Origin of the sequence: Mucilaginibacter sp. 21P (assembly GCF_019331605.1) — a bacterium.
Taxonomy (GTDB): Bacteria; Bacteroidota; Bacteroidia; order Sphingobacteriales; family Sphingobacteriaceae; genus Mucilaginibacter; species Mucilaginibacter achroorhodeus.
Window position 1 is genome coordinate 3,534,661 of record NZ_CP063061.1, and the last position, 26,605, is coordinate 3,561,265.

22 protein-coding genes are annotated in these 26,605 nt (G+C 42.7%); 10 read left to right on the top strand and 12 right to left on the bottom strand.

Translation table 11 applies throughout. The features are described 5' to 3' along the window. Positions 1-63 precede the first annotated feature (63 nt). The 6 genes from INP83_RS15735 (at position 64) to rseP (ending at position 6,897) form a co-directional block, all read left to right on the top strand. The gene (locus INP83_RS15735; RefSeq protein WP_219125015.1) at positions 64-1,014 is read left to right on the top strand and encodes a glycosyltransferase family 2 protein; all 951 of its coding nucleotides are present in this window, start codon (positions 64-66) and stop codon (positions 1,012-1,014) included. Between the two features lie 97 nt (positions 1,015-1,111). Continuing rightward, the gene (locus INP83_RS15740) at positions 1,112-2,080 is read left to right on the top strand and encodes a glycosyltransferase family 2 protein (RefSeq protein ID WP_219125016.1); all 969 of its coding nucleotides are present in this window, start codon (positions 1,112-1,114) and stop codon (positions 2,078-2,080) included. A gap of 30 nt (positions 2,081-2,110) precedes the next feature. Further along, positions 2,111-2,818 (top strand): hypothetical protein, encoded by a 708-nt coding sequence (locus tag INP83_RS15745; protein ID WP_146270975.1) that lies wholly within the window; start codon positions 2,111-2,113, stop codon positions 2,816-2,818. A 7-nt stretch (positions 2,819-2,825) separates the two neighbouring features. After that, positions 2,826-4,328, top strand: a complete 1,503-nt coding sequence (locus INP83_RS15750) for a GH3 auxin-responsive promoter family protein (RefSeq protein ID WP_219125017.1) — start codon at positions 2,826-2,828, stop codon at positions 4,326-4,328. Between the two features lie 42 nt (positions 4,329-4,370). After that, the gene (locus INP83_RS15755; protein WP_255563168.1) at positions 4,371-5,549 is read left to right on the top strand and encodes a 1-deoxy-D-xylulose-5-phosphate reductoisomerase; all 1,179 of its coding nucleotides are present in this window, start codon (positions 4,371-4,373) and stop codon (positions 5,547-5,549) included. A gap of 16 nt (positions 5,550-5,565) precedes the next feature. Continuing rightward, complete coding sequence (gene rseP, locus INP83_RS15760; RefSeq protein ID WP_219125018.1) at positions 5,566-6,897, top strand: RIP metalloprotease RseP; 1,332 nt, start codon at positions 5,566-5,568, stop codon at positions 6,895-6,897. Positions 6,898-7,013: 116 nt separating this feature from the next. Here the strand turns inward: rseP and INP83_RS15765 are convergent, their stop codons facing one another. From INP83_RS15765 to INP83_RS15785, 5 genes are all read right to left on the bottom strand, one after another. Next, positions 7,014-7,808 carry an inositol monophosphatase family protein gene (locus INP83_RS15765; protein WP_219125019.1) on the bottom strand — a complete coding sequence of 265 codons (795 nt, stop codon included), beginning with the start codon at positions 7,806-7,808 and terminating at the stop codon, positions 7,014-7,016. A 20-nt stretch (positions 7,809-7,828) separates the two neighbouring features. Further along, positions 7,829-9,007, bottom strand: coding sequence for a prolipoprotein diacylglyceryl transferase (locus INP83_RS15770; protein WP_219125020.1), 1,179 nt, complete (start codon positions 9,005-9,007; stop codon positions 7,829-7,831). Positions 9,008-9,038: 31 nt separating this feature from the next. Continuing rightward, the gene (mtaB, locus tag INP83_RS15775) at positions 9,039-10,358 is read right to left on the bottom strand and encodes a tRNA (N(6)-L-threonylcarbamoyladenosine(37)-C(2))-methylthiotransferase MtaB (protein WP_219125021.1); all 1,320 of its coding nucleotides are present in this window, start codon (positions 10,356-10,358) and stop codon (positions 9,039-9,041) included. 108 nt (positions 10,359-10,466) lie between these two features. Further along, on the bottom strand, positions 10,467-11,345 hold the full coding sequence (locus tag INP83_RS15780; protein ID WP_146270963.1) for an SMP-30/gluconolactonase/LRE family protein: 879 nt from the start codon (positions 11,343-11,345) through the stop codon (positions 10,467-10,469). Between the two features lies 1 nt (position 11,346). Continuing rightward, a complete protein-coding gene (locus INP83_RS15785; protein WP_219125022.1) occupies positions 11,347-12,822 on the bottom strand; it encodes an alpha-L-fucosidase in 1,476 nt (491 codons plus the stop codon). Between the two features lie 101 nt (positions 12,823-12,923). Here INP83_RS15785 and INP83_RS15790 point away from each other — a divergent pair, with 101 nt between their 5' ends. Then, positions 12,924-13,382: a DUF4268 domain-containing protein gene (locus INP83_RS15790; RefSeq protein WP_219125023.1), complete on the top strand. Its 459-nt coding sequence runs from the start codon at positions 12,924-12,926 to the stop codon at positions 13,380-13,382. 46 nt (positions 13,383-13,428) lie between these two features. On the opposite strand, the gene INP83_RS15795 is transcribed toward INP83_RS15790, so the two are convergent. Both INP83_RS15795 and INP83_RS15800 read right to left on the bottom strand, forming a co-directional pair. Further along, entirely contained in the window at positions 13,429-13,953 is a 525-nt protein-coding gene (locus INP83_RS15795) for a DUF4142 domain-containing protein (RefSeq protein ID WP_219125024.1), read from the bottom strand. 81 nt (positions 13,954-14,034) lie between these two features. Continuing rightward, entirely contained in the window at positions 14,035-16,608 is a 2,574-nt protein-coding gene (locus INP83_RS15800) for a phosphoenolpyruvate carboxylase (RefSeq protein ID WP_219125025.1), read from the bottom strand. 188 nt (positions 16,609-16,796) lie between these two features. Here INP83_RS15800 and INP83_RS15805 point away from each other — a divergent pair, with 188 nt between their 5' ends. Then, entirely contained in the window at positions 16,797-18,959 is a 2,163-nt protein-coding gene (locus tag INP83_RS15805) for an FUSC family membrane protein (protein ID WP_219125026.1), read from the top strand. Here the strand turns inward: INP83_RS15805 and INP83_RS15810 are convergent. Continuing rightward, positions 18,951-19,424 carry a PRC-barrel domain-containing protein gene (locus tag INP83_RS15810; RefSeq protein WP_219125027.1) on the bottom strand — a complete coding sequence of 158 codons (474 nt, stop codon included), beginning with the start codon at positions 19,422-19,424 and terminating at the stop codon, positions 18,951-18,953. The genes INP83_RS15805 and INP83_RS15810 overlap by 9 nt on opposite strands. An 18-nt stretch (positions 19,425-19,442) precedes the next feature. Beyond that, positions 19,443-20,093 (bottom strand): OmpA family protein, encoded by a 651-nt coding sequence (locus tag INP83_RS15815; RefSeq protein WP_219125028.1) that lies wholly within the window; start codon positions 20,091-20,093, stop codon positions 19,443-19,445. 304 nt (positions 20,094-20,397) lie between these two features. Between INP83_RS15815 and INP83_RS15820 the strand changes: the two genes are divergently transcribed. After that, positions 20,398-21,936, top strand: a complete 1,539-nt coding sequence (locus INP83_RS15820) for a M20/M25/M40 family metallo-hydrolase (protein ID WP_219125029.1) — start codon at positions 20,398-20,400, stop codon at positions 21,934-21,936. Positions 21,937-22,008: 72 nt separating this feature from the next. Here the strand turns inward: INP83_RS15820 and INP83_RS15825 are convergent, their stop codons facing one another. Both INP83_RS15825 and INP83_RS15830 read right to left on the bottom strand, forming a co-directional pair. Next, positions 22,009-22,656 carry a ThuA domain-containing protein gene (locus INP83_RS15825; protein ID WP_255563169.1) on the bottom strand — a complete coding sequence of 216 codons (648 nt, stop codon included), beginning with the start codon at positions 22,654-22,656 and terminating at the stop codon, positions 22,009-22,011. Between the two features lie 88 nt (positions 22,657-22,744). After that, entirely contained in the window at positions 22,745-24,457 is a 1,713-nt protein-coding gene (locus INP83_RS15830; protein ID WP_219125030.1) for a GMC oxidoreductase, read from the bottom strand. Positions 24,458-24,598: 141 nt separating this feature from the next. On the opposite strand from INP83_RS15830, the gene INP83_RS15835 reads away from it, so the two are divergent. Then, positions 24,599-25,441 carry an MOSC domain-containing protein gene (locus INP83_RS15835; protein WP_219125031.1) on the top strand — a complete coding sequence of 281 codons (843 nt, stop codon included), beginning with the start codon at positions 24,599-24,601 and terminating at the stop codon, positions 25,439-25,441. Here INP83_RS15835 and INP83_RS15840 read toward each other — a convergent pair. Further along, complete coding sequence (locus tag INP83_RS15840; RefSeq protein WP_255563170.1) at positions 25,434-26,519, bottom strand: major royal jelly family protein; 1,086 nt, start codon at positions 26,517-26,519, stop codon at positions 25,434-25,436. The two genes, INP83_RS15835 and INP83_RS15840, sit on opposite strands and share 8 nt — an antisense overlap. Positions 26,520-26,605: the final 86 nt, after the last annotated feature.

The following is a 26,605-nucleotide window of genomic DNA, read 5'->3' on the forward strand; positions in this document are numbered from 1 at the left end:
CGTAAAGCAGCCTTCTTATTTTTTTATATTTTTGCAGCTAACCTTACCGCAAGGTTCTTTTAAATGGATATATCAGTAGTAATACCTTTATATAACGAAATTGAATCGTTACCGGAGCTTACCTCTTGGATAAGCAGCGTAATGACAGAAAATAGATTTACGTACGAGATCATACTTGTTGACGATGGAAGTACCGATGGTTCATGGGGAATGATCATGAAACTGCGTGATGGAAACCCGTTTATTAGGGGTTTCCGCTTCAGGCGCAATTATGGTAAATCTGCAGCTTTAAATATTGGCTTTGATGCAGCACTTGGCGATGTGGTAATTACCATGGATGCTGACCTGCAGGATAGCCCTGATGAGATCCCTGAACTTTACCGTCGGGTAAAAGAAGAAAACTACGACCTGATATCAGGCTGGAAAGCTAAACGCTACGACCCTATTTCTAAAACCATCCCAACCAAGCTTTTTAACGCGGCTACCCGCAAAATGAGTGGCATCAAAAACCTGCATGATTTTAATTGCGGACTTAAAGCTTATCGAAACACCGTTGTAAAAAACATTGAAGTGTATGGCGAAATGCACCGCTATATACCTGTATTAGCCAAATGGGCCGGGTTCACACAAATAGGCGAACAGGTAGTTGAACATCGCGCACGTAAATACGGTAAAACCAAATTTGGTTGGAGCAGGTTTATCAATGGTTTCTTAGACCTTTTGTCGATATTCTTTGTTGGTAAATTTGGCAAACGTCCTATGCACTTCTTCGGGGCTATGGGCACGCTTAGCTTTTTTGCAGGGATGATCATTGCCGTTTGGATGCTTGTGGAGAAGGTTTATCTTATAGCTCATCACCTGCCTTATCGCGATGTTACATCAAACCCATTGTTTTATATTGCTTTGGTAGCAATTATATTGGGGTCGCAACTTTTTCTTACCGGCTTTGTTGCCGAATTGGTATCCCGCAATTCAAACGACAGGAATAATTATCAAATAGCTGAAACGATATAGATATGAGATTTTAGATACCGATTATTTAGGTATCCTACATTAGACATTTCAATTAATTCTCATATCTCAAGTCTCGCATCTCACATCTATCTACGAAATGTTTTTTTCCATCATCATACCTTTATATAATCGCCCTCAGGAAATTGATGAATTACTGGAGACACTCACCCGCCAAACCTACAAGCAATTTGAAGTTTTGGTAATTGAGGATGGATCCGTTAATAAAGCTGACGAGATAGTAAAAAAATATACTGACAGGCTTGATCTGCGCTACTTTGAAAAACAGAACGAAGGCCAGGGATTTACCCGTAATTTTGGTTTTGAGCGTGCAAAGGGAGACTACTTTGTGATATTCGATTCAGATTGCCTGATACCCGAGAACTATCTTGAGATAGTAAACAATCACCTCAAAAATAATTGGCTTGATGCTTACGGCGGCCCTGATGGCGCACACGAGTCGTTCACCCCTACACAAAAAGCTATCAGCTACGCCATGACCTCGCCCTTTACCACTGGCGGTATACGCGGCAACAAAAAAGGAATTGGCCAGTTCCATCCGCGCAGTTTCAATATGGGGGTATCGCGCGCCGTATGGGAAAAAGTTGGAGGTTTTATTATTACCCGCCTGGGTGAAGATATTGAGTACAGCATCCGCATACACGCATCAGGTTATAAGATAGGCTTAATACCGGAGGCTGTAGTTTATCACAAACGCCGCACAGATTTTATAAAGTTTTACAAGCAGCTTCATTTCTTTGGTAGGGCACGGATCAATATTTATAAGTTCTTCCCTTCGCAGTTAAAACTGGTACATTTTTTTCCGTCTGTTGTAACACTTGGCATCGTATTTACGATAATAGCTAATGTATTCGCCTGGCGCATTGCCCTGCTGTGTAATACGCCGTTGGCATTTTACATTTTGTTAATATTTTTTCACTCTCTTATTAAGAATAAGTCGCTAAAAATCGCATTTTTGAGCATCATTGCTGCGTTAACTCAACTGGTAGCTTATGGCTTAGGTTTTATGCAGGATTTTTGGAAACGTGTAATTTTAAAAAGGTCGTAGTAGGTTAGTATGTATCACCCGTTTTCGGTTGTGGAGACCGTAAAATCTTCATGGGATATCTTTAGAAAGAATTTCGTTACTATTATCGTTTACTCGGTTATAGCTTTCTTCTTACTCGGTATATTAAGCCTCGTAGCTGGTTTTATTTACGATCCTAAAAATTATTGGGCAGCGATGGTGGTAACCTTTGTTTTAATATGGTTACAAGCATACACAACACTGGGGCTTTACAAGCTTATCTTCACTGTTATCGACAGTAAATATTACGATTTCGAATTTATGCAGGTTATACCAAAAGCTAAAATGGTTGTAAGTTACCTGGTTGTTGTATTCATATTTGCATTTTTAGTTACTAATCTTGGCATAGCTGTGGATTACCTTGATGATAAGCCTAACCTGCAGTTTGCAATCGAATTATTAGCAGGTATAGTTGGGCTTTATCTTGCCTTAAGGGTAATGTTCTTTAATACCTTTATTGTCGACGATGATTCTGGCCCGATCGAATCTATCAAACAAAGTTTTCAGTTGACAAAGGGTTATCTTTTCAAGGTTGTATTGATCTTATTGATCATAATTTTACTGATAGCACTACCGGCTAAACTGTCCCAGTACTATCCAATTATATCAATCTTTATCTTATTCACCTATCCATTTGTAAATATCATACTTGCCGTTACTTATCGCAAACTCATTTACAGCCACCAGGATGTTGATGATGAAATTAACGAAACTGATTAAGCTGTAAATGGGTATCAAAGCATCGTTAAGTAAGGTTTTTGCCTGGTATGTGAACCGGCGGCTTAATTACATGCGCGGAAATGCGCTTGCTTTGCAACAAAAAACATTTAGCCATTTAGTACATGAAGCTAAAAATACCGTCTTTGGTGCCGATCATCATTTTGACACAATTGCGAATTACGAAGATTTTAAAAAACACGTACCTATACGCGATTATGAAGAACTACGACCGTACATAGAACGTGTTGTAAACGGTGAAGAAAATGTAACATGGCCGGGTAAACCTGCATATTTGGCTAAAACATCGGGCACCACGTCCGGCGTTAAATACATTCCCATATCGAAAGAAAGCATGCCGGAGCACATCAAAGCTGCCCGCAACGCCTTACTTAGTTATATCCATGAGACCGGCGAGGCCGATTTTGTAGATGGCAAGATGATATTTCTACAGGGCAGCCCTGTATTGGACGAAAAGCACGGTATACAAACCGGCAGGTTATCAGGCATTGTAGCACACCATGTGCCAGGCTACTTACAAAAAAACAGACTTCCATCCTACCAAACCAATTGCATTGAAGATTGGGAAGAAAAAGTGGATGCCATTGTTGAGGAAACCAGGAATGAGGATATGCGCCTTATTTCGGGCATACCGCCCTGGTGCCAGATGTATTTTGACAGGTTATCTGGGGTATCAGGCGGAAAGAAGATCAAAGACATTTTCCCAAACTTTAAGTTGTATGTACATGGTGGTGTCAATTATCAGCCGTATCGTGCGCGAATGATCGAAAGCATTGGGTTTGATATCGATAGCATAGAAACCTACCCTGCTTCAGAAGGCTTTATCGCTTTCCAGGATTCGCAGAAAGAGAAAGGCTTGCTGCTAATGGTTGATGCTGGCATTTTTTATGAATTTATCCCAAGCGACGAATATTACAACGAAAGCCCAACGCGTATCAATTTAAAAGATGTGGAACTTGATAAAAACTATGCACTTATCCTAAACACAAGCGCCGGCCTTTGGGGTTACAGTATTGGTGATACGGTAAAATTTGTATCGAAGAACCCATACAAGATAGTGGTAACGGGTCGCATAAAGCATTATATCTCGGCTTTTGGAGAGCACGTTATTGGCGAAGAGGTAGAACAAGCTTTGTTAAGTGTTGCTGCCGAAGAAAGTATCGATATTATAGAATTCACGGTAGCGCCGCAAGTTGCCCCAAAGAGCGGTCAATTACCTTACCACGAGTGGTTTATCGAGTTCGGCACCAAGCCTAAAGATATTGCTGCTTTTGCAGTTAAAGTAGATAAGGCTTTACAACAGAAAAATATTTACTATTTTGACCTAATTGAGGGTAACATTTTACAGCCTTTAATAGTCAGAAGTTTAAAAAAAGACGCTTTCATTAATTACATGCGCAGTCAGGGTAAACTTGGCGGGCAAAATAAAGTACCAAGATTATCTAACGACAGAAAGATTGCGGACGAACTTAAAGCTTACATACAGGACTAAATGCGGCATTGCAAAACAGGCAATACGCAAACATGATATTAATTGGATAACAATATAAAAAACATAGCCATCCTTGGCTCTACAGGTAGCATCGGTACACAAACACTTGATGTGATACGTGATAACAAGCAGCTATTCAGAGCTTTTATGATAACTGCACATTCTAACGCTTACCTGCTTATACAGCAGGCTTTAGAGTTTGTGCCGGCTTATGCTATCATTTGCGACGAAAGTAAATATACCGAGGTAAAAGAAGCTTTAGCCCGCTTACCCATCACTGTGTTGGCCGGATATGAGGCAATTAAAGAACATGTTACCCACCCGGATATTGATGTGGTGCTAACCGCTATGGTCGGTTTTGCAGGTTTAGAACCAACAATCAATGCCATTAAAGCAGGCAAGGACATTGCCCTGGCTAATAAAGAGACTTTAGTTGTTGCGGGTGACATGGTAACTGCTTTAGCAAAGCAGCATAACGTAAAGATATTGCCTGTGGATAGCGAGCACTCGGCGATATTCCAGTGCCTTGGGGGGGAGCAGGATAACGCTATAGAAAAGATCATTCTTACCGCATCCGGTGGGCCTTTCCGCGGCAAGTCAGCAGCATTTTTGGCTGACGTAACCCGCGAACATGCCTTGAAACATCCCAACTGGGTAATGGGTGCAAAGATCACGATTGATTCAGCCTCGTTGATGAATAAGGGACTTGAAGTCATTGAAGCCAAATGGTTATTTGATCTGCGGCCTGATCAGATAGAAGTTGTGGTGCATCCGCAATCTATTATTCACTCCCTGGTTCAGTTTGAGGATGGTTCTATTAAGGCGCAAATGGGTTTACCGGACATGAAACTACCCATACAGTATGCGCTTACTTACCCGCAGCGCGTAAAAACTAATTTTAAACGCTTTAATTTCGCCGACTACAGCAGCTTAACATTTGAACAACCTGATATGGAAACATTCAGGAACTTAAAGTTGGCTTTTAAAGCAATGGAGAAAGGCGGTAATATGCCATGTATCATCAACGCTGCAAATGAAGTGGCCGTAGAGGCCTTTTTAAAGAACGAGACAGGTTTCCTGGCTATGAGCGAGCTTATAGAAACTTGCATGCAGCAATTACTTTTCGTAAAGGAGCCTACACTCCAGGACTATTTGAATACTGATAAAGAAACACGCATATTTGCGCAAAATTTAATACAAAGAATGCCGTTAAAGGCTTAACATTTAATAACTACGGATGAGCGTTTTGGTGATGGCAGGCCAACTTATATTGGGCCTTTCAATTTTAGTGATACTACACGAGTTCGGGCATTTTTTGGCAGCCCGTGCTTTCGGAATAAAAGTAGAGAAGTTTTACCTGTTCTTTGATGCCTGGGGTGTTAGCCTGTTCAAATTCAACTACAAAGGTGTTGAATATGGTATTGGCTGGTTGCCATTGGGTGGCTATGTAAAAATTGCCGGTATGATAGATGAGTCTATGGATACCGAACAAATGGCAGGGCCTCCTCAACCATGGGAATTTAGGGCTAAACCGGCATGGCAGCGTTTGATTGTGATGCTTGGCGGTATCATTGTTAACATTATCGTTGGTATCTTCATTTTCTGGATGCTTACCGTGCGTTACGGCGAAAGCTATACGCCAATGTCTACCGTTAAGTATGGTATTGTGCCGGGTAAGATAGGCCAGAAAATAGGGCTTAAAGCAGGTGATAAGATCACGGCGGTTAACGGTAAGCAACTGCAACGTTTTGAGGACTTGGTAAGCTCAAAAGTATTGCTGGACAATACTGTTTTTACAGTCAAACGTGGCGATTCTACTTTTGATGTTACCGTTCCTCCTACTATCCTCAATGAGATATCTGATTATGGAATAGAGGAGTTTATAAGCCTTGTGCCGCGCGGTAAGTTCAGCGTTGATTCGGTGATTGGAGAGGCAAAAAGTATCGGGCTTAAAAGAGGTGACAGCATTGTAGCTGTGAACAAAGTACCTACAGTATTCTACGATCAATTGCAAACGCAGTTAAGCGCCAACAAAGGTAAAACAGTCGATCTGTCTGTTAAGCGTGCAGATAGCGTTTTAGACCTTAAAGCCAATATTGACAAAGAAGGTCACCTGGGTTTCTTCCGTCCGCGTAAAGAGATACTGCCTGATTTAAAGACCATTAAATACGGTTTCTTTCAGGCATTCCCGGTTGGTGCTAAAAAGGCGTGGAGCATGTTTGCTGATAATGCCAAGGGCATCAAAAAGATATTTTCAGGCCAGGTTAAAGCTACCAAAGCTATCTCAAGTCCGCTGGGTATTGCCGAAAAATTTGGCGGTACGGTTGACTGGGTGAGGTTCTGGAGTTTGGTAGGCTTCCTGTCAATGGTACTGGCGTTAACCAACTTGTTGCCTATACCGGGCCTGGATGGTGGCCACACCGTTTTTCTATTGATAGAGATGGTCAAGGGTAAGCCGTTAAGCGATAAATTCCTGGAGCGGGCTCAGATAGTAGGTTTTGTACTACTGATCTCCTTGATGGTATTTGCTTTTGGTAATGATATCGTTAAAATAGTGATGAAGAAATAACGTAGTGAAAAACCTACTTAACAAAAAAGCCAGCTGTACAGCTGGCTTTTTTGTTAAGTAGTGTTCACGTTCACGCCATGAACACTTGTGAACACCGTGAACGCTAATTATTATAATTAAAGGTTAAAATACCTATCAATATAATCCAGCAATTCCTCGGTGATCTTACCATTCGTAGCCACTAATTCGCGCTTTTTCAATACCTCATTATCACCATGGAAGTTAACAACTTCGCCGCCGGCTTGCTGAACAATAACAATGCCTGCAGCTACGTCCCAGGCGTTTAAGTTGTACTCATAAAACGCTTCGAACCTGCCGCAGGCTGTGTAACAAAGGTCTACAGCAGCAGAGCCCAAACGGCGTAATCCGTGGCAGTTACGCATCAGTTCGGTAAATAGCCTGATGTAGCGTTCCTGGTAGCTAAAATCATAATATGGGAAACCGGTTGCTATCAGGCTGTCAGCAACTTTAGGTTTATTGCTCACCTTTATCTCGTTACCATTTAAATATGCAGGAGCGTCGCGATGGGCAGAGAAACATTCATCAAGGTTCACTTCGTAAACTACGCCTAAAACAGGAGTATCATATTCCTGCAAACCTATACTTACCGAAAAGCTTGGCAAGCCATGTATAAAGTTTGTTGTGCCATCAAGCGGATCTATTACCCAATTATAGCGCTCTCCTACCTTAGTTGTAGTTTTCTCTTCTGTAATAAAGCCGGCCTCTGGTAAAATTAATTCCAAGCCTGCAACAATCTTTTGTTCGGCGGTTTTATCTACATAGGATACAAGGTCGTTAAGCCCTTTATATTCTATACGGTCGGCGTCAAAAGTTTTGCGTTCATCACGTATAAACTGACCGGCTTCTTTAGAAACATCTATAACCCGATCAATAATTTGATTGAAGTTCATATGTTATGGTAAATGTAAAATTATGCGTTTGTTGCGCCGGTTTTCTCGTAGCGTTTATTACCAAAGTAAATAAGTAATAAGCCTCCCACAACCATAATTACTGATATCATCTCGGCCTGGGTAAATGAGATACCGGCAACTTTGTACTTGGTGTTAACGCGTATCAGCTCGATAAAGAAACGCTCAACACCAGCCATGATCATGTAAATACCGAAGAAAACTCCAGGTGCTTTTATCTTGTGGCGTATTCTCCAAAGGATTAAGAAAAGTATTAAGCAAACTAGTGTTTCATAAAATGGTGTAGGGAAAACAGGGAGCCTAAGCTCATTGCAATATTTGCCTATGCAGCCGGGGATACGGTTGTCATAATCAGATTGGTCTACATTATGGGGGTATTTAAAGCTCCAAATCCAATCGGGTGCCCAGCTTAACCAATTTGGTTTTGGCTTAAGGTTAGGTATACCCCAATCACCGTCACCAGCCATTTGGCAACCAATACGGCCAAGCCCGTATGATAACATCATACCAGCTGCGCCAATATCTAACATCGTAAATGGTTTTACACCATTCTTATTAGCTATGTAAAGTACGGCTGCACCGCCACATATCAGGCCTCCATAAAAGGTTAAACCACTAAAGCCAACCAGCATACCAATGGGATCTTTCATAAAGGCGTCCCAGTTCTCCAGGGCATTAAAAAGCTTGGCACCTGCAAAGCCGAAAATGGCCGCCCAAAGTAAAATGCTACCCATCAGCTCGTACGGATGTACAGTTACAGCACGTTGCTCGGGTTTTGGTAAAACCTGCTTCTTGTTCTCGTAATATGCCCAATAGGCAAATACAGCAGCACCTAAAACACCACCGATCAGGTTGCCACGTGTTGAAAGCAAAAACGCCTGAGGGTCGTTTACCGCCGCGCTAAAATTTAGCGCAACATCAAATATCTTGTAGAAAATAATAAAACCAAATATGGCGTTACTTATGAGCTCAAACGTAGTTATCCTGGCACCAACTGTGACTATTTTTTGGAATGGGTGAATATAATCCAAGGCTTCTTTACGTTTAAACTCCTGCGTAAAGGCCCAATAAGCTCCCATAAAGGCAATGGCAACAAAGAAACCAAAAGTTTGTACGATCTTCAGAAATTCGAGATGCCACCCTGTTAAATACTCAACAAGGAAATAAAGATTTGGGAACATAGGAGCTTAAGTTTGGAGGCGAATATAATAGTTAATGCACTAATATCTCTTCGCTTTCTGTTATTTCAACATCACCATCCGGTGAAATTGCTGTTAAGTGTACGGCCTTTATCTCATTAACCAACACAGGGTCGTACTTGGCTTTTACCTTAACGTAATTGCGCGTAAACCCGTGCATGTAGCCGTCTTTAATATCTCCCTCAAATAACACCATGTCAGTTTTTCCTAATTGGGTCTCATAAAAGGCACGGCGCTTTTTATTCGAGAGGATGTGCAGCATTTTACTTCTTTCCGCACGGGTTGAGCCCGGTACAGCTCCGCTCATTTCAGCAGCAGGTGTATTCTCGCGTTCAGAGTAGGTAAACACGTGCAGGTAAGAGATATCAAGATTGTTCAGGAAATTATAAGTATCGATAAAGTCATCACGCGTTTCGCCGGGAAAGCCTACTATAACGTCAACCCCAATGCAGCAATGCGGCATCAGCTCTTTTATTTTAGCAACGCGTTCTGCATACAACTCACGACGGTAGCGGCGGCGCATCAAGCCTAAAATTTTGTTGTTGCCAGATTGCAGCGGAATATGGAAATGCGGCACAAAACGCTTTGATGTAGAAACAAACTCGATGATGTCATCGCTAAGTAGATTTGGTTCAATAGACGAGATGCGGATGCGCTCGATACCTTCAACCTCATCCAAAGCTTTAACCAGGTCAAAAAACCTGTCTTCCCGCTGGCCATTACGGATGCCAAAATCGCCGAGGTTTACACCTGTCAACACAATTTCTTTAACACCCGATGCAGCAATTTCCCGGGCTTGTTCAACAGCATTTTCAATAGTGTCGCTTCTACTTGAACCACGGGCTAAAGGTATGGTGCAAAATGTGCACGAATAATCGCAGCCGTCCTGCACTTTTAAGAATGTACGTGTACGGTCACCGAAAGAGAATGATGGCACAAACTCATTTGCTTGAGTTACCGGCTGGTTATAAACAATAGCTTTAGGTTTCTTGGTTAGATCGGTAATATGATCTACCAATTGAAATTTCTCTGCAGCTCCCAGCACCATATCAACCCCCGGTATCTCGGCAATTTCCTGAGGCTTAAGCTGTGCATAGCAACCAACAATGGTAACGAATGCCGAAGGCGATATTTTAAGCGCCTCTTTTACTATTTTCTTACACTTTTTATCTGCATTCTCAGTGACCGAACAGGTGTTGATCACAAAAACGTCGGGCGTGTCAGTAAACTCAACCGTATCGTAACCAGCATTGGTAAATAACCTGCCGATAGACGAAGTCTCGGAGTAATTGAGCTTGCAGCCAAGTGTATAAAATGCGACTTTCTTATTCATTTGGAAGCCGCAAAGATAAGATTTTTAAAGATTAGTTGATCGCTGAGTAAATACTGCTTGTTAATAGAAGTGTAAAGATTTGTACAGGGTTGTTTCTCCAGGCTAAAACTACTCCACTCCTCTTACTTTCATTCTCATTATATAAATAGCCTTCGATGCGGTGATGAAAAGCGTTTTTCGGTCTTTGCCGCCGAAGCACAGGTTAGCAGTCCATGGCTCTGGGATATCAATATGACCTATCTGCTCACCTTTCGGGCTGATGATGGTTACACCCTTTCCTGCCAAATAGAGATTGCCAAGTTCGTCTAAAGTTATACCATCCGTTGTTTCGGAGCAAAAAAGCTGCCTGTTGGTAATGGTGCCATTTGCTTTGATTTCGTATTTATAGACCTTACCAGCACCAATATCTGCTACAAACAAATGTTTGCCATCCGGTGTGCCTACAATACCGTTAGGCTTTACCAAACTATCCAATACAATGGGCTTGCTTATTCCTTTACTCAAAAGAAATAATTTTTGTCCACTCATTTCTGACTTATTACGTGTCCAGTAATCGCGCTGAAAATATGGGTCGGTAAAATAAATGTTGTCGTTTTTATCTATCCAGAGATCGTTAGGCCCGTTAAATAATTTACCCTCGTAATTTCGCAACAGTACCTTTACTTTTTTCTTCGGATTGATCTGCCATAGCTGGTTATGCTCATCCGCGCAGGCTACAAGGTTGCCTTTACTATCGAAGTAGGTACCATTTGCCCGGCCGGCTTTATCCATAAAGAGAGATAGCTTGCCGTTGATGTCGTACTCCCAGATCTTGTTATTTGGCTGGTCAGTAAAAAAGATATTACCGCGCTTGTCAACAGAAGGGCCTTCGGTAAATTCAAATTGCCTGGATATCAACTGCGGTTTGGTGGTAACATCAAACAAATGGCTTGGTTGCGCAAATGCCTGCAGGCTTAGGCAGCAACACAACCAAATGAGCAAACGCATATTAAATTTTAGATGCTTCCTTATATAGCCCAAAATCGCTTAAAGCAATACTTGCTGCCGCCTTAGTTACTCTAACGCGTACCTTTTGGGCAGTAACTTTATTATCAAGCTTTATCAATCTGTTACCCCCGATGCTGGTTGCAGTGGCAATTTCTTTCCATTTCCCATCTTCCCAGGCATCTACTGCAATGGCATCAATACGCTGTCCAAGCTTGATATTTTCGCGCAGGCGTATCACGTCGAACGTTACGGGCTTATGCATATCGGCAACTATGTTACCGGTTTTTACGTTATCATCTGTAGCCCAATAGGTATACCGGTCGGCATCCGTTAAATTTTTTGAACCATATTTCGCAGCATTCTTACCGCGTACGTTACTTGCGGTAATGGTAGCACCTTGGGCCAGGTTTTTTGCAAAGGTATTTTTGATGATATTGCCGAATGTTTTTAGCGAAGCTACATCATTGGCGCTAAGCTGACCTGTTTTATCGGGCGACAAGCCCAAGTCAAATGCCGCGCCACGGCCATAGCTGCTGTAGAAAAGATCTAATAGCTTTTCGGGGGTTTTAACGGAATCATCCTGGCGTTTGTGATAAAACCATCCGGGACGAAGCGCTACGTCGCACTCAGCCGGCATCCAGTATTTACCATCGCGTTGGCCCTCTGTGCCTTCGGCATCTTTAACAAAACCATTTCCCGGCTTTTTACCGGGCTCAGGTGCATGGGGTGTGTAGGTAGCCCAGCAAGTTTCGCCGGCTTTACCTTCTTCGTTGCCAACCCAGCGTACATCAGGGCCAACATCGCCAAATATTACGGCGTTTGGCTGCAACTTACGGGCAATACCCCAGGTGGTATCCCATCCATAGTAATTAGAACGGTCTATCTTTCTTACTTCTCTTGCGCCGCCGTAGTAGCCGTCGCCGCCGTTAGCACCGTCATGCCAGGTAATAAACAGCGGGCCGTAATTGGTGTACAGCTCCTGTAATTGCTTGCGGTAAACTTCTGTAACGTATTCTGGTTTGCCGTAAAGGGCGCTATTTCGGTCCCATGGTGAGCAGTAAACGCCCATCTTCATGCCCAGTTTATCACAAGCCTGGCGATACTCGCGCACAATGTCGCCTTTACCGTTCTTGTACGGACTTTTTGAAATATTATGATCGGTAGTCTTTGTCGGCCATAAACAAAAGCCATCATGGTGTTTTGCTACAACTATGATACCCTTAAAACCGCCTGCTTTAGCTGCGGCTACAATTTGCATAGCAGAAAAATTTGACGGATTAACGATCTTTGGATCTTCATCGCCATAACCCCATTCTTTATCTGTATAAGTAGCTGTGCTCCAATGTACAATGCAATACATACCTATTTCTTGCCAGTTCAACTGCCCTTTTGAAGGCAACGGACCAAAAGGCTTGGGAGCAGGTTGGGCAAAAATCAACGAAGGCAGCAACAATAACAGCGCAAATAAAGATTTCATAGCAGGATATAAAAAATAAGGGTTGATGCGCTAAAGTAACATTTAAAGGCAAATAATTGGCATTACGGGCATTTTCTTTTATGTTAGCCGCCCTTTTAAACATGTATAGTAAAGAACAAGCATCTCAGTTAAGACAGGCATTCTGGACGGCTTTTGGGCAGTACATGTCGCCCATATTATCTGCCGAAGGGTTGCGTGCAAACTGGGTTAATTATAAAACAGGTGCAAAACATATCTACTTCAGGATGCAGGCCGATAATAAGAGCGCTTCTATTTCTATAGACATTACCCACCCTGATATAGAACTGCAGGAACTCTACTATGAGCAACTTGATAGTTACAAAGCTATATTGCATGGCACCCTCGGCGAGGACTGGAACTGGCAGTTGCATGATGTTGATGAATACGGTAAAACCGTAAGCAGAATTTTTAAAGAATTGTCGCCCACAAGTATCTACCAACAAGAAAACTGGCCCGAGTTGATATCCTTTTTTAAACCTCGTATTATAGCCTTGGATGATTTTTGGAGTGACGTTAAATATGCGTTCGAAGTATATTGAGGTTGGGCAAAAAAAACAGTCTACGTCAATATGACACCCAAGTGCATTATTTAAGATCAGTACAAATATTCTCCGCTTTTTGGAAATGGCTTTGCAGTTTAGGTAGTGTTTGCTTGGCTAAATCCTGCACGTCACCATCGGTGGTTTCGGCAGCGGCTTTAAATAACTTTATAGCCTTTTCGTTGTAATTAACTATAACCTGAGCGTATGCTTTATCAAAAGCCTTGCCCTTCTTAGCTGATAAACTTTTTACGGCATCGTTATGAATGCTGCTTAGCGTATCGCTCAAAGTGATCTTATCGGCTTTGGCCATTTTTTTTAGCTGGGCATCTGCATCTGTATGGTCGGCAATGATATGCTTAGCCAACGAAACTAACGAAGTATCTTTCGTATTCTTGAGGGCAAGCTGCGAGATTGCAATCTCTGAAAGGCCATCCTCATGAGCGGTTTGCATAAACACACGTTCATTATCATTGATAGCTTCTTTATTGTAATTTTTGCCCTTACGCTCATTACAAGCCAGAATTTGGAGGAGGGTAACCAAAACAAGTATAGCGCCTAATCTTCTCATGCAGGTTTTATTTACTACCTACCTAACAATAAAGGCGCTATACAGTTTCAGCGGTTGGCTATATATTTTATTGGAAAAGTTTTAAGCCAGGTTGCGGCCGGCATTAACTATACCATATACTGTACGAATAACCAGCTTGTTATATATGCCTATCAGTTCCTCATCATCAGTTTTATTGATGCATTGCAATGCATAATGCTGGATGATAACCAGCGGTAATACAATACGTTCGCGCACGGCAATAGAACGCCTGTCAACCGGGAACTCCTCCATCAGAACCTTCGTTTCGGTCAGTTCTAACAGCATTTGTTTAGTTAGTTCATATTCTGCTTTAAGGCCTTTCCAAAATTTGGCAAATTTCTTGTCCTGCTCCATATATGCTGTTACCCTGAAGTCTGACTTCGACATCGACATCATACAGTTATCCAGCATGGTTTTAAAGAAACCTGACTTATAATACAAATCGCGCACATCTTCCCAACTGCCGTTATCCTTCATCTTCTTTAAAGCGGTGCCTACGCCGTAAAAACCGGGAATATTTTGCTTTAACTGGCTCCATGATGTAACAAAGCTGATTGCGCGAAGGTCCTCCAGTTTTAATTTTGCACCCGCATTGCGTTTAGTTGGCCGGCTGCTGATATTGATTTGGGATAATAGTTTCAACGGACTATATTTTTCCAGATACTCGAGGAATAGCGGATGCTCCCGCAGATCTAAAAACAGCTTATGGCTGGTTTCTGCCATATCAGCTATCAGCGCCTTATGCTTGCTATCCAAAAGATCATGGTGATTTGGATGCAATGCTGATGTTATACCTGCGCTGATCAATTGCTCCGTATTAAATCTTGCCGTTTCAACAGAGCCATACTGTGAGCTTACGGTCTGGCCCTGTATGGTAAGTTGGATATGGTCATTAGCGATCTCCTTACCCATTGAAGCATAAAACTTGTGGGTTTTACCACCACCACGGGCAGGTGGGCCGCCTCTGCCATCAAAAAACGCCAGTTGAATGCCATGTTTGCGCGCCATTGCAGTAAGCTCTACTTTAGCTTTATAGATGCTCCAATTAGCCATCAGGTAGCCACCATCTTTAGTGCTATCGCTAAACCCAAGCATGATGATCTGCCTGTTGCCTCGTTTTTTCAGATGGCTTTTGTAGAACGGATGGGTATACAAGCGCTCCATTACTTCGCTGGCATGTTTAAGATCGTTAACGGTCTCAAACAATGGCATAAAATCAATGCTTAGCTTATCCTTTTCCCAGCCACTCCAAAGGTGAAGAGCGATCAGTTGAAGTATATCTGATGCTTGCTGGCAGTTACTGATGATGAAACGCTGGCAACCTTTTTCGCCGTTGCTGTGCTGAATCTGTTTCATCAGCCTGATGGTGTTCAGGGTATCCTGTATCAAAGGTTCAGCGTTATCCGGGCATTTAAAATCGGCCTGGTTAAATGGGAGGCTTTTCAGCTTGGCAACCTCGTCCATTTCGGCATAATTCTTTGGTACACCGGTGTAAACCTTCTCAGTGGTATATTTAAACACATCACGCAATACACGGCTATCCTGCCGTATATCTAAAGTGGCAAAGTATGATCCAAATAGCTTAACCTTTTCTATCATACTTTCAACAATGTTTACAAACAGCCCATCATGGTTGTTGATAAGCGTATCGCGCATTTCGCGCAGTGTTTGTAATAAATACGGTTGCAGGTTTTCGGGGTTTTCTTGTTGATTAAATGCATTGTCATAAAGCACCTTTTCCAACGAAGTAATGGTATCTGTTAGGCCCCTAAAAGTTATTCGGCGTTTAAGGTTTCTGAAATCACGATAATAACAACGGAAGATGATCTGCCTTAGCAAGGTGGCAACCTCACGGGTGGTATCCGTAGTTACATTGGGGTTACCATCGCGGTCGCCGCCCGGCCAAAAGCCAAGCTCAAGCACATTCGGGTTGCCCTCAATATCAAACTCATCTTCCAGTTTAGACTGGATCGATGATAAGGCATGATAAAATATGTTCTCAAGAAACCACACCAAACTGCGGGCTTCGTCAACCGGTGTGGGTGATTTTTTATTGAAGAAAGGTGTTTTACCCAATTGTTGTAACAGTACGTCTATGGTAGCTATATCATTACTTCTCAAAGCTTCTATCATATCCGTCATGATACCTAATACCGAATCCGGATAGAACTGCGTTGGGTGTGCGGTAAGCACCAACCGTAATGAAAAGTCCTGTAGCTGTTTGCTGATGTTTGCCCTTGCGTCTTCGCTTTGTGCGGCTTGCTGTATAAGGCTTTGCAGGCTGCCGGTATCATCCTTGTTAGTGATCTTACCAAAAGATGAATCTTCAATAGCATCAAACAAAACAACCTGTCTTTCAATATATTGTATAAATCGAAATAAACGATTTAATTCTTCCCCGTGATCTACACCCGGAACATATTTTTTAAAGAATGAGTCGATAATATCGCCCGGCGATTGCTGTTCAGCGGCGCCTTTTTCGCAATGGGCACTAAAAAACGGGAGCAACTGCCCTATCTCCTTCACCTGGTAGAAAGGCAGCGTTTGGAACAAACTGTTGTAAAGCTCAAATCGTTTTACAACTTCCTGGTTAAAAACGGATTCTTTCTGACTAAGCCTAAGCGTTGATGGCATAATGGTACAGGTTTATAGTGTTACTTGGTATTAACGGGGTCAATTTAATAATCCAAACTTAAATTATCTCAAAAACTGCAAAATTTATAATGTTAAGGTTATTTTAATGCAATATTGATTATTGCAAAACCTTAGCCGTTTTATTTGTTTAATTTTGCAGCATAAATATAGCGCCCAACAATAAGTAAATGAAAAGCCATCAGCGGGAAATAAAAAGCTTTTTCTACAGCCAGTATTTTTCTGATGGTCTCCGCATGTCAATAGGTATCCTGGCACCTGCCCTCCTGATGCTTAAGTTAGGGCATTTTGATGAAGGGCTTACCATGTCTTTAGGTGCCCTTTGTATATGCACCATAGATAGCCCCGGGCCTTTAGCACACAAGCGCAACGGAATGCTCATGGGGAATGCCATACTATTTGTGGTTGCCATGATAACCGGGTATGCCCGGCTAAACTTGATCGCCCTTGGTTTTGAAATAACATTCTTCGCATTCCTGTTTTCGCTGCTTACGGTTTATGGTAATAGAGCTGCCTCTGTTGGCACCTGCGGATTGCTCATTATGATATTTATGATGGACAGGCATGTGCCGCCACCGCAAGTGCCTGTTTATTGCCTTACGGTTTTAGCCGGCGGCGTTTGGTACATGTTGTTTGCAATAGTATTTTTTGGGATACGGCCCTACCGCGCCGCACAGCAGACACTCGGCGAGAGTATTGCTGATGTGGCCAATTTTTTGCGTATTAAAGCCGATTTCTATGATAGCCGCACAGATATTGATGAGAATTACCGCAAACTTGTGCTGAGCCAGATACAGGTAAGCAACCATCAGGATGCCGTACGAGAGATACTATTTAAAAGCCGTGTATTGGTAAGGGAATCTACCGCTGCAAGCCGTGTCTTGGTGATCACCTTTAATGATCTGGTAGACATGTTTGAGCAAATAATGGCTACCCATTACGACTACAATAAGATCCGTGAGAATTTTGAGAATACCGGTGTTTTAGCTGACATTAATGCGTTTTTGCATTTAGTTGCCGATGATCTTGACAATATCGGGTATGCCATATTAGCTAACACAAGACCCGAGAAACTGCATAATTTTGATCTACGCCTTGAGGTTTTAAAAAAGAAGATAGACGAGGTTGGCGCAGATGAAAATGTAAGCAGCAACCTGATCCTAAAAAAGATTCTGATCAATCTGCGCGATCTCAGTAAGACCATCACCAACATCTATAAATATTATCATTCAAAAGCATCAGACGGTTTGGTGCAAAAGATAAATGATGTTGAGTATTCAAAATTTGTAGCCCACCAGGATTTTGCGCCCCATATACTTTTCGATAATCTAACCTTAAGCTCCGGTGCATTTAAGCATGCTTTGAGGGTATCGTTGGTATGCCTTGTAGGTTTTATCACGGCAAAGAATTTTTCTCTTGGCGGCCATAGCTATTGGGTTTTGTTGACCATTATTGTGATATTAAAGCCCGGCTTCAGCTTATCTAAACAACGCAATTATCAAAGGCTGATCGGTACTATCGTAGGTGGGATAATAGGGATAGTTATCCTATACTTTGTGCCTGGTAAAACTGCACAATTCTGGATCTTGGTTGGCCTAATGATAGGCACTTACAGCTTCTTAAGGCTTAACTATGTTGTGTCGGTAATATTTATGACACCCTATGTGCTTATCCTGTTCAAATTCCTTGGCCTTGGGCACCTTAATATAGTACAAGAGCGTATTGTTGATACGCTGATAGGCTCCGGCATTGCTTTTATTGCCAGCTATCTTATTTTCCCGACATGGGAGTTTCAGTTGGTGCAGGAAAGTCTCGAGCATGTGCTTACCGCGAACATCAATTATTTGCGGAAGGTATCCGACAGTTTATCAGGCAGAGAGGTTTCTGTCACCGAGTATAAACTGGCCCGTAAAGACGTTTATGTAAATTCTGCCAACCTATCGGCGGTGTTTGAGCGAATGACCTCTGAACCAAAGCGCATGCAGCGAAACATCAAAGACCTGCACAAGTTTGTTGTACTTAATCACATTTTGGCATCATACACAGCAAACATAGCATCCGCATTGGTTATCAACCGCCCGCAAAACCTGCATCCTGATATGCAAAAGTCGGTAAAGAAAAGTATTGCAGTGTTACGGGAAGCTATCAACCGTATGGCCGGAAAAGTTGAAGAGATTAAACCCACAGATGAACCTATTAAACCTTTAAATCATCCGCAGGAAATTTTACCGCAGCCATTAACCGCTGATGAGAACCTAATGAAAGAGCAATTAGGATTCATCAATAAGGTAGCAGTTGATCTCGCCAAGATCACTGATAGCGTGTTAAGATAGATCGGGCTCTCGTTTAGAGAATATTTTAGTTTGAGAAACATTCAGTGAGCCGGGTTTTATAGGCGCGTCACGCTCAGGAATATCTAACGCCCGCCTGATGTCGTCATCAGTATGTTTATTTATTAAACGGCCACGCTCATACAAAGGCAAATATTCTAAAGTTGTGGTGCTCACGTCAGGTAGTTTTACAATATCTTTCTTCTCATCAAACACTGCAATATCTATAGGTACTATCACACGGCCGTTTTCAAGATCTACATCGTTACTTTCCATATCTAAGATGATATAACGCACCTTGCGGGTTTCTGAATTAAATAGCAAATCAGAAACTTCTCCAACTTTATTTTGATGAGTATCATGCACATCCCAGCCTAAAATATTTGGTTGGTTATCAGCTACCTCAAAATCGCTATTAGTTAATTCTTCAAGATAATCGTAATCATTTGTGTTGTCTGCAAAATCCATTTCTGTGATAATTAAATTTTACTGTAATGCTTTACCGGGAAAAGCAACAATTTCAACGCTACGGTTTAAAACCCCGCCTTTATTTGCTCCGTCAGTACCCAAGGGCTGTTGCTCGCCCACCGAATGTATTGAGATCTGGTCTTCAGGCAAACGGCCAACTTTTGTAAGCCAATCCTTTACCGCGAGAGTCCTTGCTGCACTAAGGCTTTTATCTGCTGCTGCGCCTCCGGTAGAATCGATGTGGCTATAAACACCAACGTTGGCATCCTTATATCGCTTTAGTATCGACTTAGACACCTCCCTCAACGTAGCTTCTGATGAAGGCATTATTTTACTTTCGCCTTTCTTAAAAAGCACATCCTCGCCAAGGCTATAAATAGTGTAGCGGTCGTTAGCCTTAACGACAATAGCTGTATCAGTCACCTCATCATAATTATATTTTGGAATATTAAAATCTATCGAATTCCAGTCCGGCGGGGTGGTTGCGATTGCGTTACTGTCAAGTTTTGTAGTATCAGTTTTTGTTGTGTCGCTTTGATCAGCCTTTAACGGTGAGCTTTTATTGCAACCTTTATATAGTAAAACTGCCGCACCTGCAGCAAGAATGATAAATATGATCAACAGCCAGGCAGAGCTCTGCTTTTTAGGCTGTACATCTAATTGTGCCATTGTTTGTGATTTAGTTTAAAACACCTTATCATAAACCACGCCAAAACACATGAGATGTGATGCTTAAGTTACATAACTAATTGATAAACATAATATTACGTTATTTTTTTATGTAAACACGTACTTTGTAAAATCATGATAATTAATTGATTTACAAATACTTAAATATATTCCTGATTTCAGGTGGACAGTGTTATACATCCGTGTTTTCTCTTTACGTCGTCTGGACTATAGTAATGTTACAACAATCATCGACTGTAATTTGCTACATTCGTAGCTATAACTAAGCCCTATATCAAACGATATGAAAAACTTTAACAAACTCTTTATTGCTGCAGCCCTCTGCATAAGCAGTTCTGCATTTGGGCAGACTAAGAATGCGGTGGTTGATAACATTGTAAAGGAAGCTACCGAAAACTCCCAACTTCAAACCCTTGCCCACGAGCTATTAGACGGCGTTGGCCCAAGGCTGGTTGGTACCCCTCAATTTGACCAGGCCGGCAAATGGGCGCTGGAAAAGTACAAAGCCTGGGGTATAACTGCCCGTCAGGAAAAATGGGGTGATTGGCGTGGTTGGGAACGCGGCATTTCACATATTGATATGGTATACCCGCGTGTTCATACCATTGAAGGCACACAACTGGCTTGGAGCCCCGGCATGAAAAAGCCTGTTACCGCCGAAATCATCCTGCTTGCCGATGTAGCCGACTCTACTGCATTTGCAAATTGGCTGCCTAAAGTAAAAGGAAAATTTGTAATGATCTCCATGAACCCGGTTAGCGGCCGCCCTGATGATAACTGGAAGGAATTTGCCTTAAGCGGCTCTTTCGACAAAATGAAGGCTGAACGCACCGCACAATCTGATGCATGGCGCAACCGCATTAAAAAAACAGGTTACACCAGCCGCACGTTACCACTTGCTTTAGAAAAAGCCGGTGCCGCAGGTATTATCACCAATTATTGGTCACAAGGTTTTGGTGTAGATAAGATCTTCGCTGCTTATACTAAAACCATTCCTACGGTTGACATAGCGCTTGAAGATTACGGTTTGCTTTATCGTTTAACGGAAAAAAATGAGAAACCACGCATTACCATCCATACAGAGTCGAAAGAGTTAGGTGCAAAACCAACCTTTAATGTTATTGGTGAAATAAAAGGTGCCGAGAAACCTAACGAATACGTGATGCTATCGGCACACTTCGATTCGTGGGATGGCGGTACAGGCGCCACCGATAACGGTACCGGCACTTTAACCATGATGGAGGCTATGCGTATTTTGAAGAAAGCCTATCCAAAGCCTAAACGTACCATTTTGGTTGGCCATTGGTCGAGCGAAGAGCAGGGACTTAATGGTTCACGTGCTTTTGTGGAAGATCACCCCGAGATAGTTGCTAACCTGCAGGCTTTGTTTAACCAGGATAATGGTACCGGCCGCGTAGTAAACATTAGCGGACAAGGTTTTGCCAAAGCAGCGGATTTTATAGGCAAGTGGCTTGATGTTGTTCCTGATACCATTCGTCACCAAATAAAAACGAATTTTCCTGGCGCACCGGGTGGTGGTGGTTCTGATTTTGCTTCTTTTGTTGCTGTAGGTGCTCCCGGTTTCTCTTTGGGTTCAAACAGCTGGTCGTATGGTAATTATACCTGGCATACCAACCGTGATACTTACGATAAGATAGTTTTTGATGATCTGCGCAGCAATGCCATCTTAACCGCCATATTGGTGTACATGGCATCGGAAGATCCGAACAAATTACCACGCGATAAAGCTACAGACAGCAGCGGCCAAACCATCAAATGGCCTGAGCCTGCTAAAGCTAACCGCCATGGTGGTTTTGAATAATGTAATTGAAACATCAACAAAAAGCCCGGGCCGTAATACGGCCCGGGCTTTTTATTTAAAGGGGTTTAATTGCTATTTTTCTCCTATTGCATATTTTATGCCGCCCAGCAAGTGCTGTAAAAACAGCGGCTCGCTATATGATGCATCTGTATGACCCAGCGCTGTATAAAAAGCCCGGCCACCATCATAACTATGATACCAGGCCATTGGGTGGTTATCCCCGTTTTCGCCACCGGTATAGCTTTTCTCATCTATCTTGATCAGCACATGCAAACCGTCAGCTATCCATTTGTAATTATACCATTCATCCAAACGTCGCCAGGTTGCTGGCAGATGTTCAGTCGCGATAAAATTCCTGTCTACAACTTCTAAGTTAGCCTCCTGCTGCTTGCTGGGATGGCTTTTAAAATAAGCGCCTACCAAATTGCCATACCATGGCCAGTCGTATTCGGTATCGCTTGCTGCGTGAACGCCCACAAAGCCACCACCTTGTTTGATGTACTGTTCAAAAGCTGTTTGCTGCTCGGGGTTTAAGACGTCCCCTGTTGTGCTTAAAAAAATAACTGCTTTATATTTTTTTAGATTGTTAAGCGTAAATAGTGCAGCATTTGTGGTGGTATCCACATCGAAATTGTTCTGTTGGCCCATTCTCATGATCGCTGGTATTCCAACCGCTATAGACTCATGATGGAAGCCTGCAGTTTTAGAAAATATAAGCACCCGTGGCTTAGCGAAACCAAATGTTACAGCAGTTATTAAAACAAGGGATATAGATACAACGATTTTTTCATGTTTTACAAATTGATAATTAACTGATTCCGCCTTTTTTCAGTTCCTGCACTGCAAAATTAGCAGCACGGGCGGTAAGTGCCATGTATGTGAGTGAAGGATTTTGGCAGGCAGATGAGGTCATGCAGGCGCCATCTGTAACAAATACGTTTTTAGCATCCCAAACCTGATTATGCATGTTTAACACGGAGGTTTTTGGATCGCGGCCCATACGAGCGGTACCCATCTCGTGGATGCCGTCACCAACGTTATGTCCGCTATCATGCGTTTCAACATTTTTTACACCTGCTGCCTCAAGCATTGCCTTTGCTTCCTGCACGATATCTATGCGCATCTTACGCTCGTTATCTTTGATCTCAGCATCCATTGAAAGCACCGGCAAACCCCATTTGTCTTTCACTTTAGGGTCAAGCGTTATCTTGTTCTCGTGGTATGGCAAAAGCTCGCCGAAGCCACCAATGCCCATTGTCCATGCGCCCGGTTCTGCAATGGCATCTTTGTATTTTGTGCCAATACCGTACTCGGCTATCTCTCTGCTCCAGCCCTGCCTGCCCGCCGAACCCTGGTAACCAAAACCACGCAGGTAATCGCGTTTATCGTTACCTATGTTGGCAAAACGGGCAACGTAAACACCGTTTGCCCTACGGCCGAAATAATATTTATCCTCATAGCCTTCCACCATTCCGCTGGCGCCAAGGTTATAATGGTGATCCATAATGTTATGCCCCAATTCGCCGCTACTACTGCCCAAACCTTGCGGCCAGATATCGGTAGCCGAATTCATGAGCACCCAGGCACTATTCAAAGCCGATGCATTAAGGAATACGATCTTAGCATAATACTCATAAGTTTTGTTTGTCTCGGTATCAAGCACCTCTACGCCCTTAGCTTTTTTGGTGTCTTTATCATACAAAACCCTGGTTACTATGGATTGCGGCCTAACCGTCAGGTTGCCGGTTTTCATAGCTGCGGGCAAAGTAGAAGCCTGCGTGCTGAAATATCCGCCAAATGGGCAACCTTCCCAGCACCTGTTACGGTACTGACAATTTGTACGGCCATTGTAAGGGACAGTAATATTTGCCGACCTACCGATGATCATGTGTCTGCCAAATTTCTTTTTAATGCTCGCTGCAACATCTTTTTCTACAACGTTAAGATCCATTGGCGGTAAGAAATGGCCATCGGGCAGGTTGGGTATGCCTTCCATGGAGCCGCTAACACCGATGAATTTCTCCACATGATCATACCATGGTGAAATATCTTTATAACGTATGGGCCAATCTATAGCCCAGCCGTCCTTTGCATTGGCTTCAAAATCTAAATCGCTCCAGCGGTAGCTTTGGCGGCCCCACAAAATAGACCGGCCACCCAAACGGTAAGAGCGCCACCAGTTAAATGGTTTCACCTCCGTGTAAGGTGCCTGCTTCTCGTCAACCCAGGCATCCATAATAGGTTCGTAAGCCCCCCAATTACGTGATATTACCGGGCGTTCTTTACGTTGAGCAAGAGTTACATTTCCACGATGTTCAAACTCCCACGGTGCCTTTTGCGCAGTTTTGTAGTCTTTGATGTGCTCGTAGTTTTGTCCGCGCTCAAGCATGATGGTTTTAAGGCCAAGTTCGGTAAGTTCTTTTGCAGCCCAGCCACCACTAATGCCCGATCCTACTACAATGGCATCATAAGTGTTATTGGCAGCAGCTTTTAAATTGAGGTTAGCAGAATTATTTTCCATTACTTAGGGTTTAAAACCGGCTTGCAGATACCGGTGTGTGAATTGGTTAAAACAATACTATCAATTAAAAGCCAATAAATCAATTGTTAAATAAACAATTATCGTTCTTGATGATATTGATGCCTTCTAGTAGTTTTGTTTATGCATCGCATTTCACAACTTATCATCTATCCAATTAAGTCATTAGGAGGCATTGAATTAACCAGTGCCAAAGTAACCGACCGCGGCCTGGAGCACGACCGCCGCTGGATGTTGATCGATGATGATAATCGTTTTCTTTCGCAACGTGAATATGCGCAACTTGCCCTGTGCCAAGTGAGTCTCGAACATCATGGTCTTAAAGTTACTTACACGCCCGACGAATCATTTATAACTATACCGCTTAAACCTTTAAAACAGGATACCCTTGAGGTAACTATTTGGGATGATACGTGTATCGGTCAGTTGGTTAGCGATGAGGTTGATGGTTGGTTTACAGAAAAATTGCGCAAGGGATGCAGGTTGGTTTATATGCCTGATGAAACCCACAGGCAGACCGACCTACGCTATACCAGTGAAGGTATGGTAACTTCATTTTCTGATGCCTATCCCCTCCTATTGATAGGCCAGTCTGGTTTAGATGACTTGAACACACGTTTAGAAGAACCGCTGCCAATGAACCGTTTTCGCCCAAATATCGTGTTTACCGGCGGTTCACCCTACAGCGAAGACTTGATGAACCACATCCAAATTAACAATTTGAATTTCTACGGAGTTAAACTTTGCGCACGCTGTATTATGACCACTATTGATCAGCAAACTTTAGCCAAAGGCAAAGAGCCGCTAAAAACCCTCGCTAAATATCGGCGTAAAGACAACAAAATCCTTTTCGGACAAAACATTGCCTTAACTGATACGGGTGTTATCCATGTTGGCGATGAACTTACGGTTTTATCGATGCATACCGAGGATCGTTTTATAATTAACGCCAACCCTGCTATTTAGGTAGCTTAACCTTGTAAACCCTAAAAGGATAGGATATCATATTTTTACCGGTATTGTACTTTGGCAAACGGTTCATCTGCGAAGCGCTCAGGTACAAATAACCATCGTTGCCTATACCGAAAGAATCCGGCCATATCAACCGGCTATCTGTTACCAGTGTCTTCACTTCGCCGTTCGGTTTAACATATTGGATGGACTTATCAACGGAGTTACTCAGGTAGATGTAACCCCTGCTATCAGCGATCATACCATGGCAAACGCCAGTCTCTGCAACCGTTTCAACCTTGCTGCTCAGATCGGCATCTGCAAGCGTAACGTTAGCCAGATATTCAGTAGCTATGCGATATAATTTGGTTTGGTTGATTGCCCTAAAATAAAACCACTTATTATCATGCGTCAGCGCAATCCCATTAACATTCGATACAAATGGCTTGCCGCTACCATCAACTACATCTTTTCCATCAAGGTGCAATTTAAATCCGGGCGTTGCAAGGGTACTTTTATCGTTGCGCAAAACTATGCGGCTTTTGCCGGTGTTAAGATCGAGCACTACAATAGCTTTCAAACCGGGATCAGACAGGTAAGCTAATTGCTTGCTGTTATCGATGCACATATCATTTAGCGCACTTTCGCTTTTTGGCAGATCACCAAAATCATATATTCGCTGCACTTTGTTATCATCAAGCGATATTTTGATCAGTTTGAATCTACCTTCCTTCTTTTTGTTATCGCCAATTACAGCTGCACTTCCGCCTGGTGCAGAATCAAGCACCCAAAGGTTATTCATATTGTCGGCATACAAATCCTGTACATTCACAAAATGCGTCTCGGTTTGTGCGGTATCAACCTTGTTCCATTCTTCATTTGGGAAAGGCACGCGTTGTCCGTTGACTATTTCCGTCAAGCCATACAAATACGGCTCGGAGTGAGGGAAAGAAACAAACAGCCTGTTACTTTTTGGAGCAACGGTAACGCCTATGGGCTGGTTTTTACCGAACTGGGCAACCTCGATCAATTGTTGGGCGTTAGCAGCTCCAATAGAGGCGGAAAGTATCATAGAGAGGATTGTACGTTTCATACTGATTAATACTTTTAAAATCAGCATTTGGTTTCGCCTTAATCGCAGTTGCTGAGCTCAAAACATTTTTTCCTTTCAAAATCCTT

Excerpts from the sequence above, each read along its gene's own strand:
- INP83_RS15735 (WP_219125015.1), top strand. The coding sequence starts at position 64 with ATGGATATATCAGTAGTAATACCTTTATATAACGAAATTGAATCGTTA.
- INP83_RS15740 (WP_219125016.1), top strand. The coding sequence starts at position 1,112 with ATGTTTTTTTCCATCATCATACCTTTATATAATCGCCCTCAGGAAATT.
- INP83_RS15750 (WP_219125017.1), top strand. The coding sequence starts at position 2,826 with ATGGGTATCAAAGCATCGTTAAGTAAGGTTTTTGCCTGGTATGTGAAC.
- rseP (WP_219125018.1), top strand. The coding sequence starts at position 5,566 with ATGAGCGTTTTGGTGATGGCAGGCCAACTTATATTGGGCCTTTCAATT.
- INP83_RS15765 (WP_219125019.1), bottom strand. The coding sequence starts at position 7,808 with ATGAACTTCAATCAAATTATTGATCGGGTTATAGATGTTTCTAAAGAA.
- INP83_RS15770 (WP_219125020.1), bottom strand. The coding sequence starts at position 9,007 with ATGTTCCCAAATCTTTATTTCCTTGTTGAGTATTTAACAGGGTGGCAT.
- mtaB (WP_219125021.1), bottom strand. The coding sequence starts at position 10,358 with ATGAATAAGAAAGTCGCATTTTATACACTTGGCTGCAAGCTCAATTAC.
- INP83_RS15780 (WP_146270963.1), bottom strand. The coding sequence starts at position 11,345 with ATGCGTTTGCTCATTTGGTTGTGTTGCTGCCTAAGCCTGCAGGCATTT.
- INP83_RS15785 (WP_219125022.1), bottom strand. The coding sequence starts at position 12,822 with ATGAAATCTTTATTTGCGCTGTTATTGTTGCTGCCTTCGTTGATTTTT.
- INP83_RS15790 (WP_219125023.1), top strand. The coding sequence starts at position 12,924 with ATGTATAGTAAAGAACAAGCATCTCAGTTAAGACAGGCATTCTGGACG.
- INP83_RS15795 (WP_219125024.1), bottom strand. The coding sequence starts at position 13,953 with ATGAGAAGATTAGGCGCTATACTTGTTTTGGTTACCCTCCTCCAAATT.
- INP83_RS15800 (WP_219125025.1), bottom strand. The coding sequence starts at position 16,608 with ATGCCATCAACGCTTAGGCTTAGTCAGAAAGAATCCGTTTTTAACCAG.
- INP83_RS15805 (WP_219125026.1), top strand. The coding sequence starts at position 16,797 with ATGAAAAGCCATCAGCGGGAAATAAAAAGCTTTTTCTACAGCCAGTAT.
- INP83_RS15810 (WP_219125027.1), bottom strand. The coding sequence starts at position 19,424 with ATGGATTTTGCAGACAACACAAATGATTACGATTATCTTGAAGAATTA.
- INP83_RS15815 (WP_219125028.1), bottom strand. The coding sequence starts at position 20,093 with ATGGCACAATTAGATGTACAGCCTAAAAAGCAGAGCTCTGCCTGGCTG.
- INP83_RS15820 (WP_219125029.1), top strand. The coding sequence starts at position 20,398 with ATGAAAAACTTTAACAAACTCTTTATTGCTGCAGCCCTCTGCATAAGC.
- INP83_RS15830 (WP_219125030.1), bottom strand. The coding sequence starts at position 24,457 with ATGGAAAATAATTCTGCTAACCTCAATTTAAAAGCTGCTGCCAATAAC.
- INP83_RS15835 (WP_219125031.1), top strand. The coding sequence starts at position 24,599 with ATGCATCGCATTTCACAACTTATCATCTATCCAATTAAGTCATTAGGA.
- INP83_RS15840 (WP_255563170.1), bottom strand. The coding sequence starts at position 26,519 with ATGAAACGTACAATCCTCTCTATGATACTTTCCGCCTCTATTGGAGCT.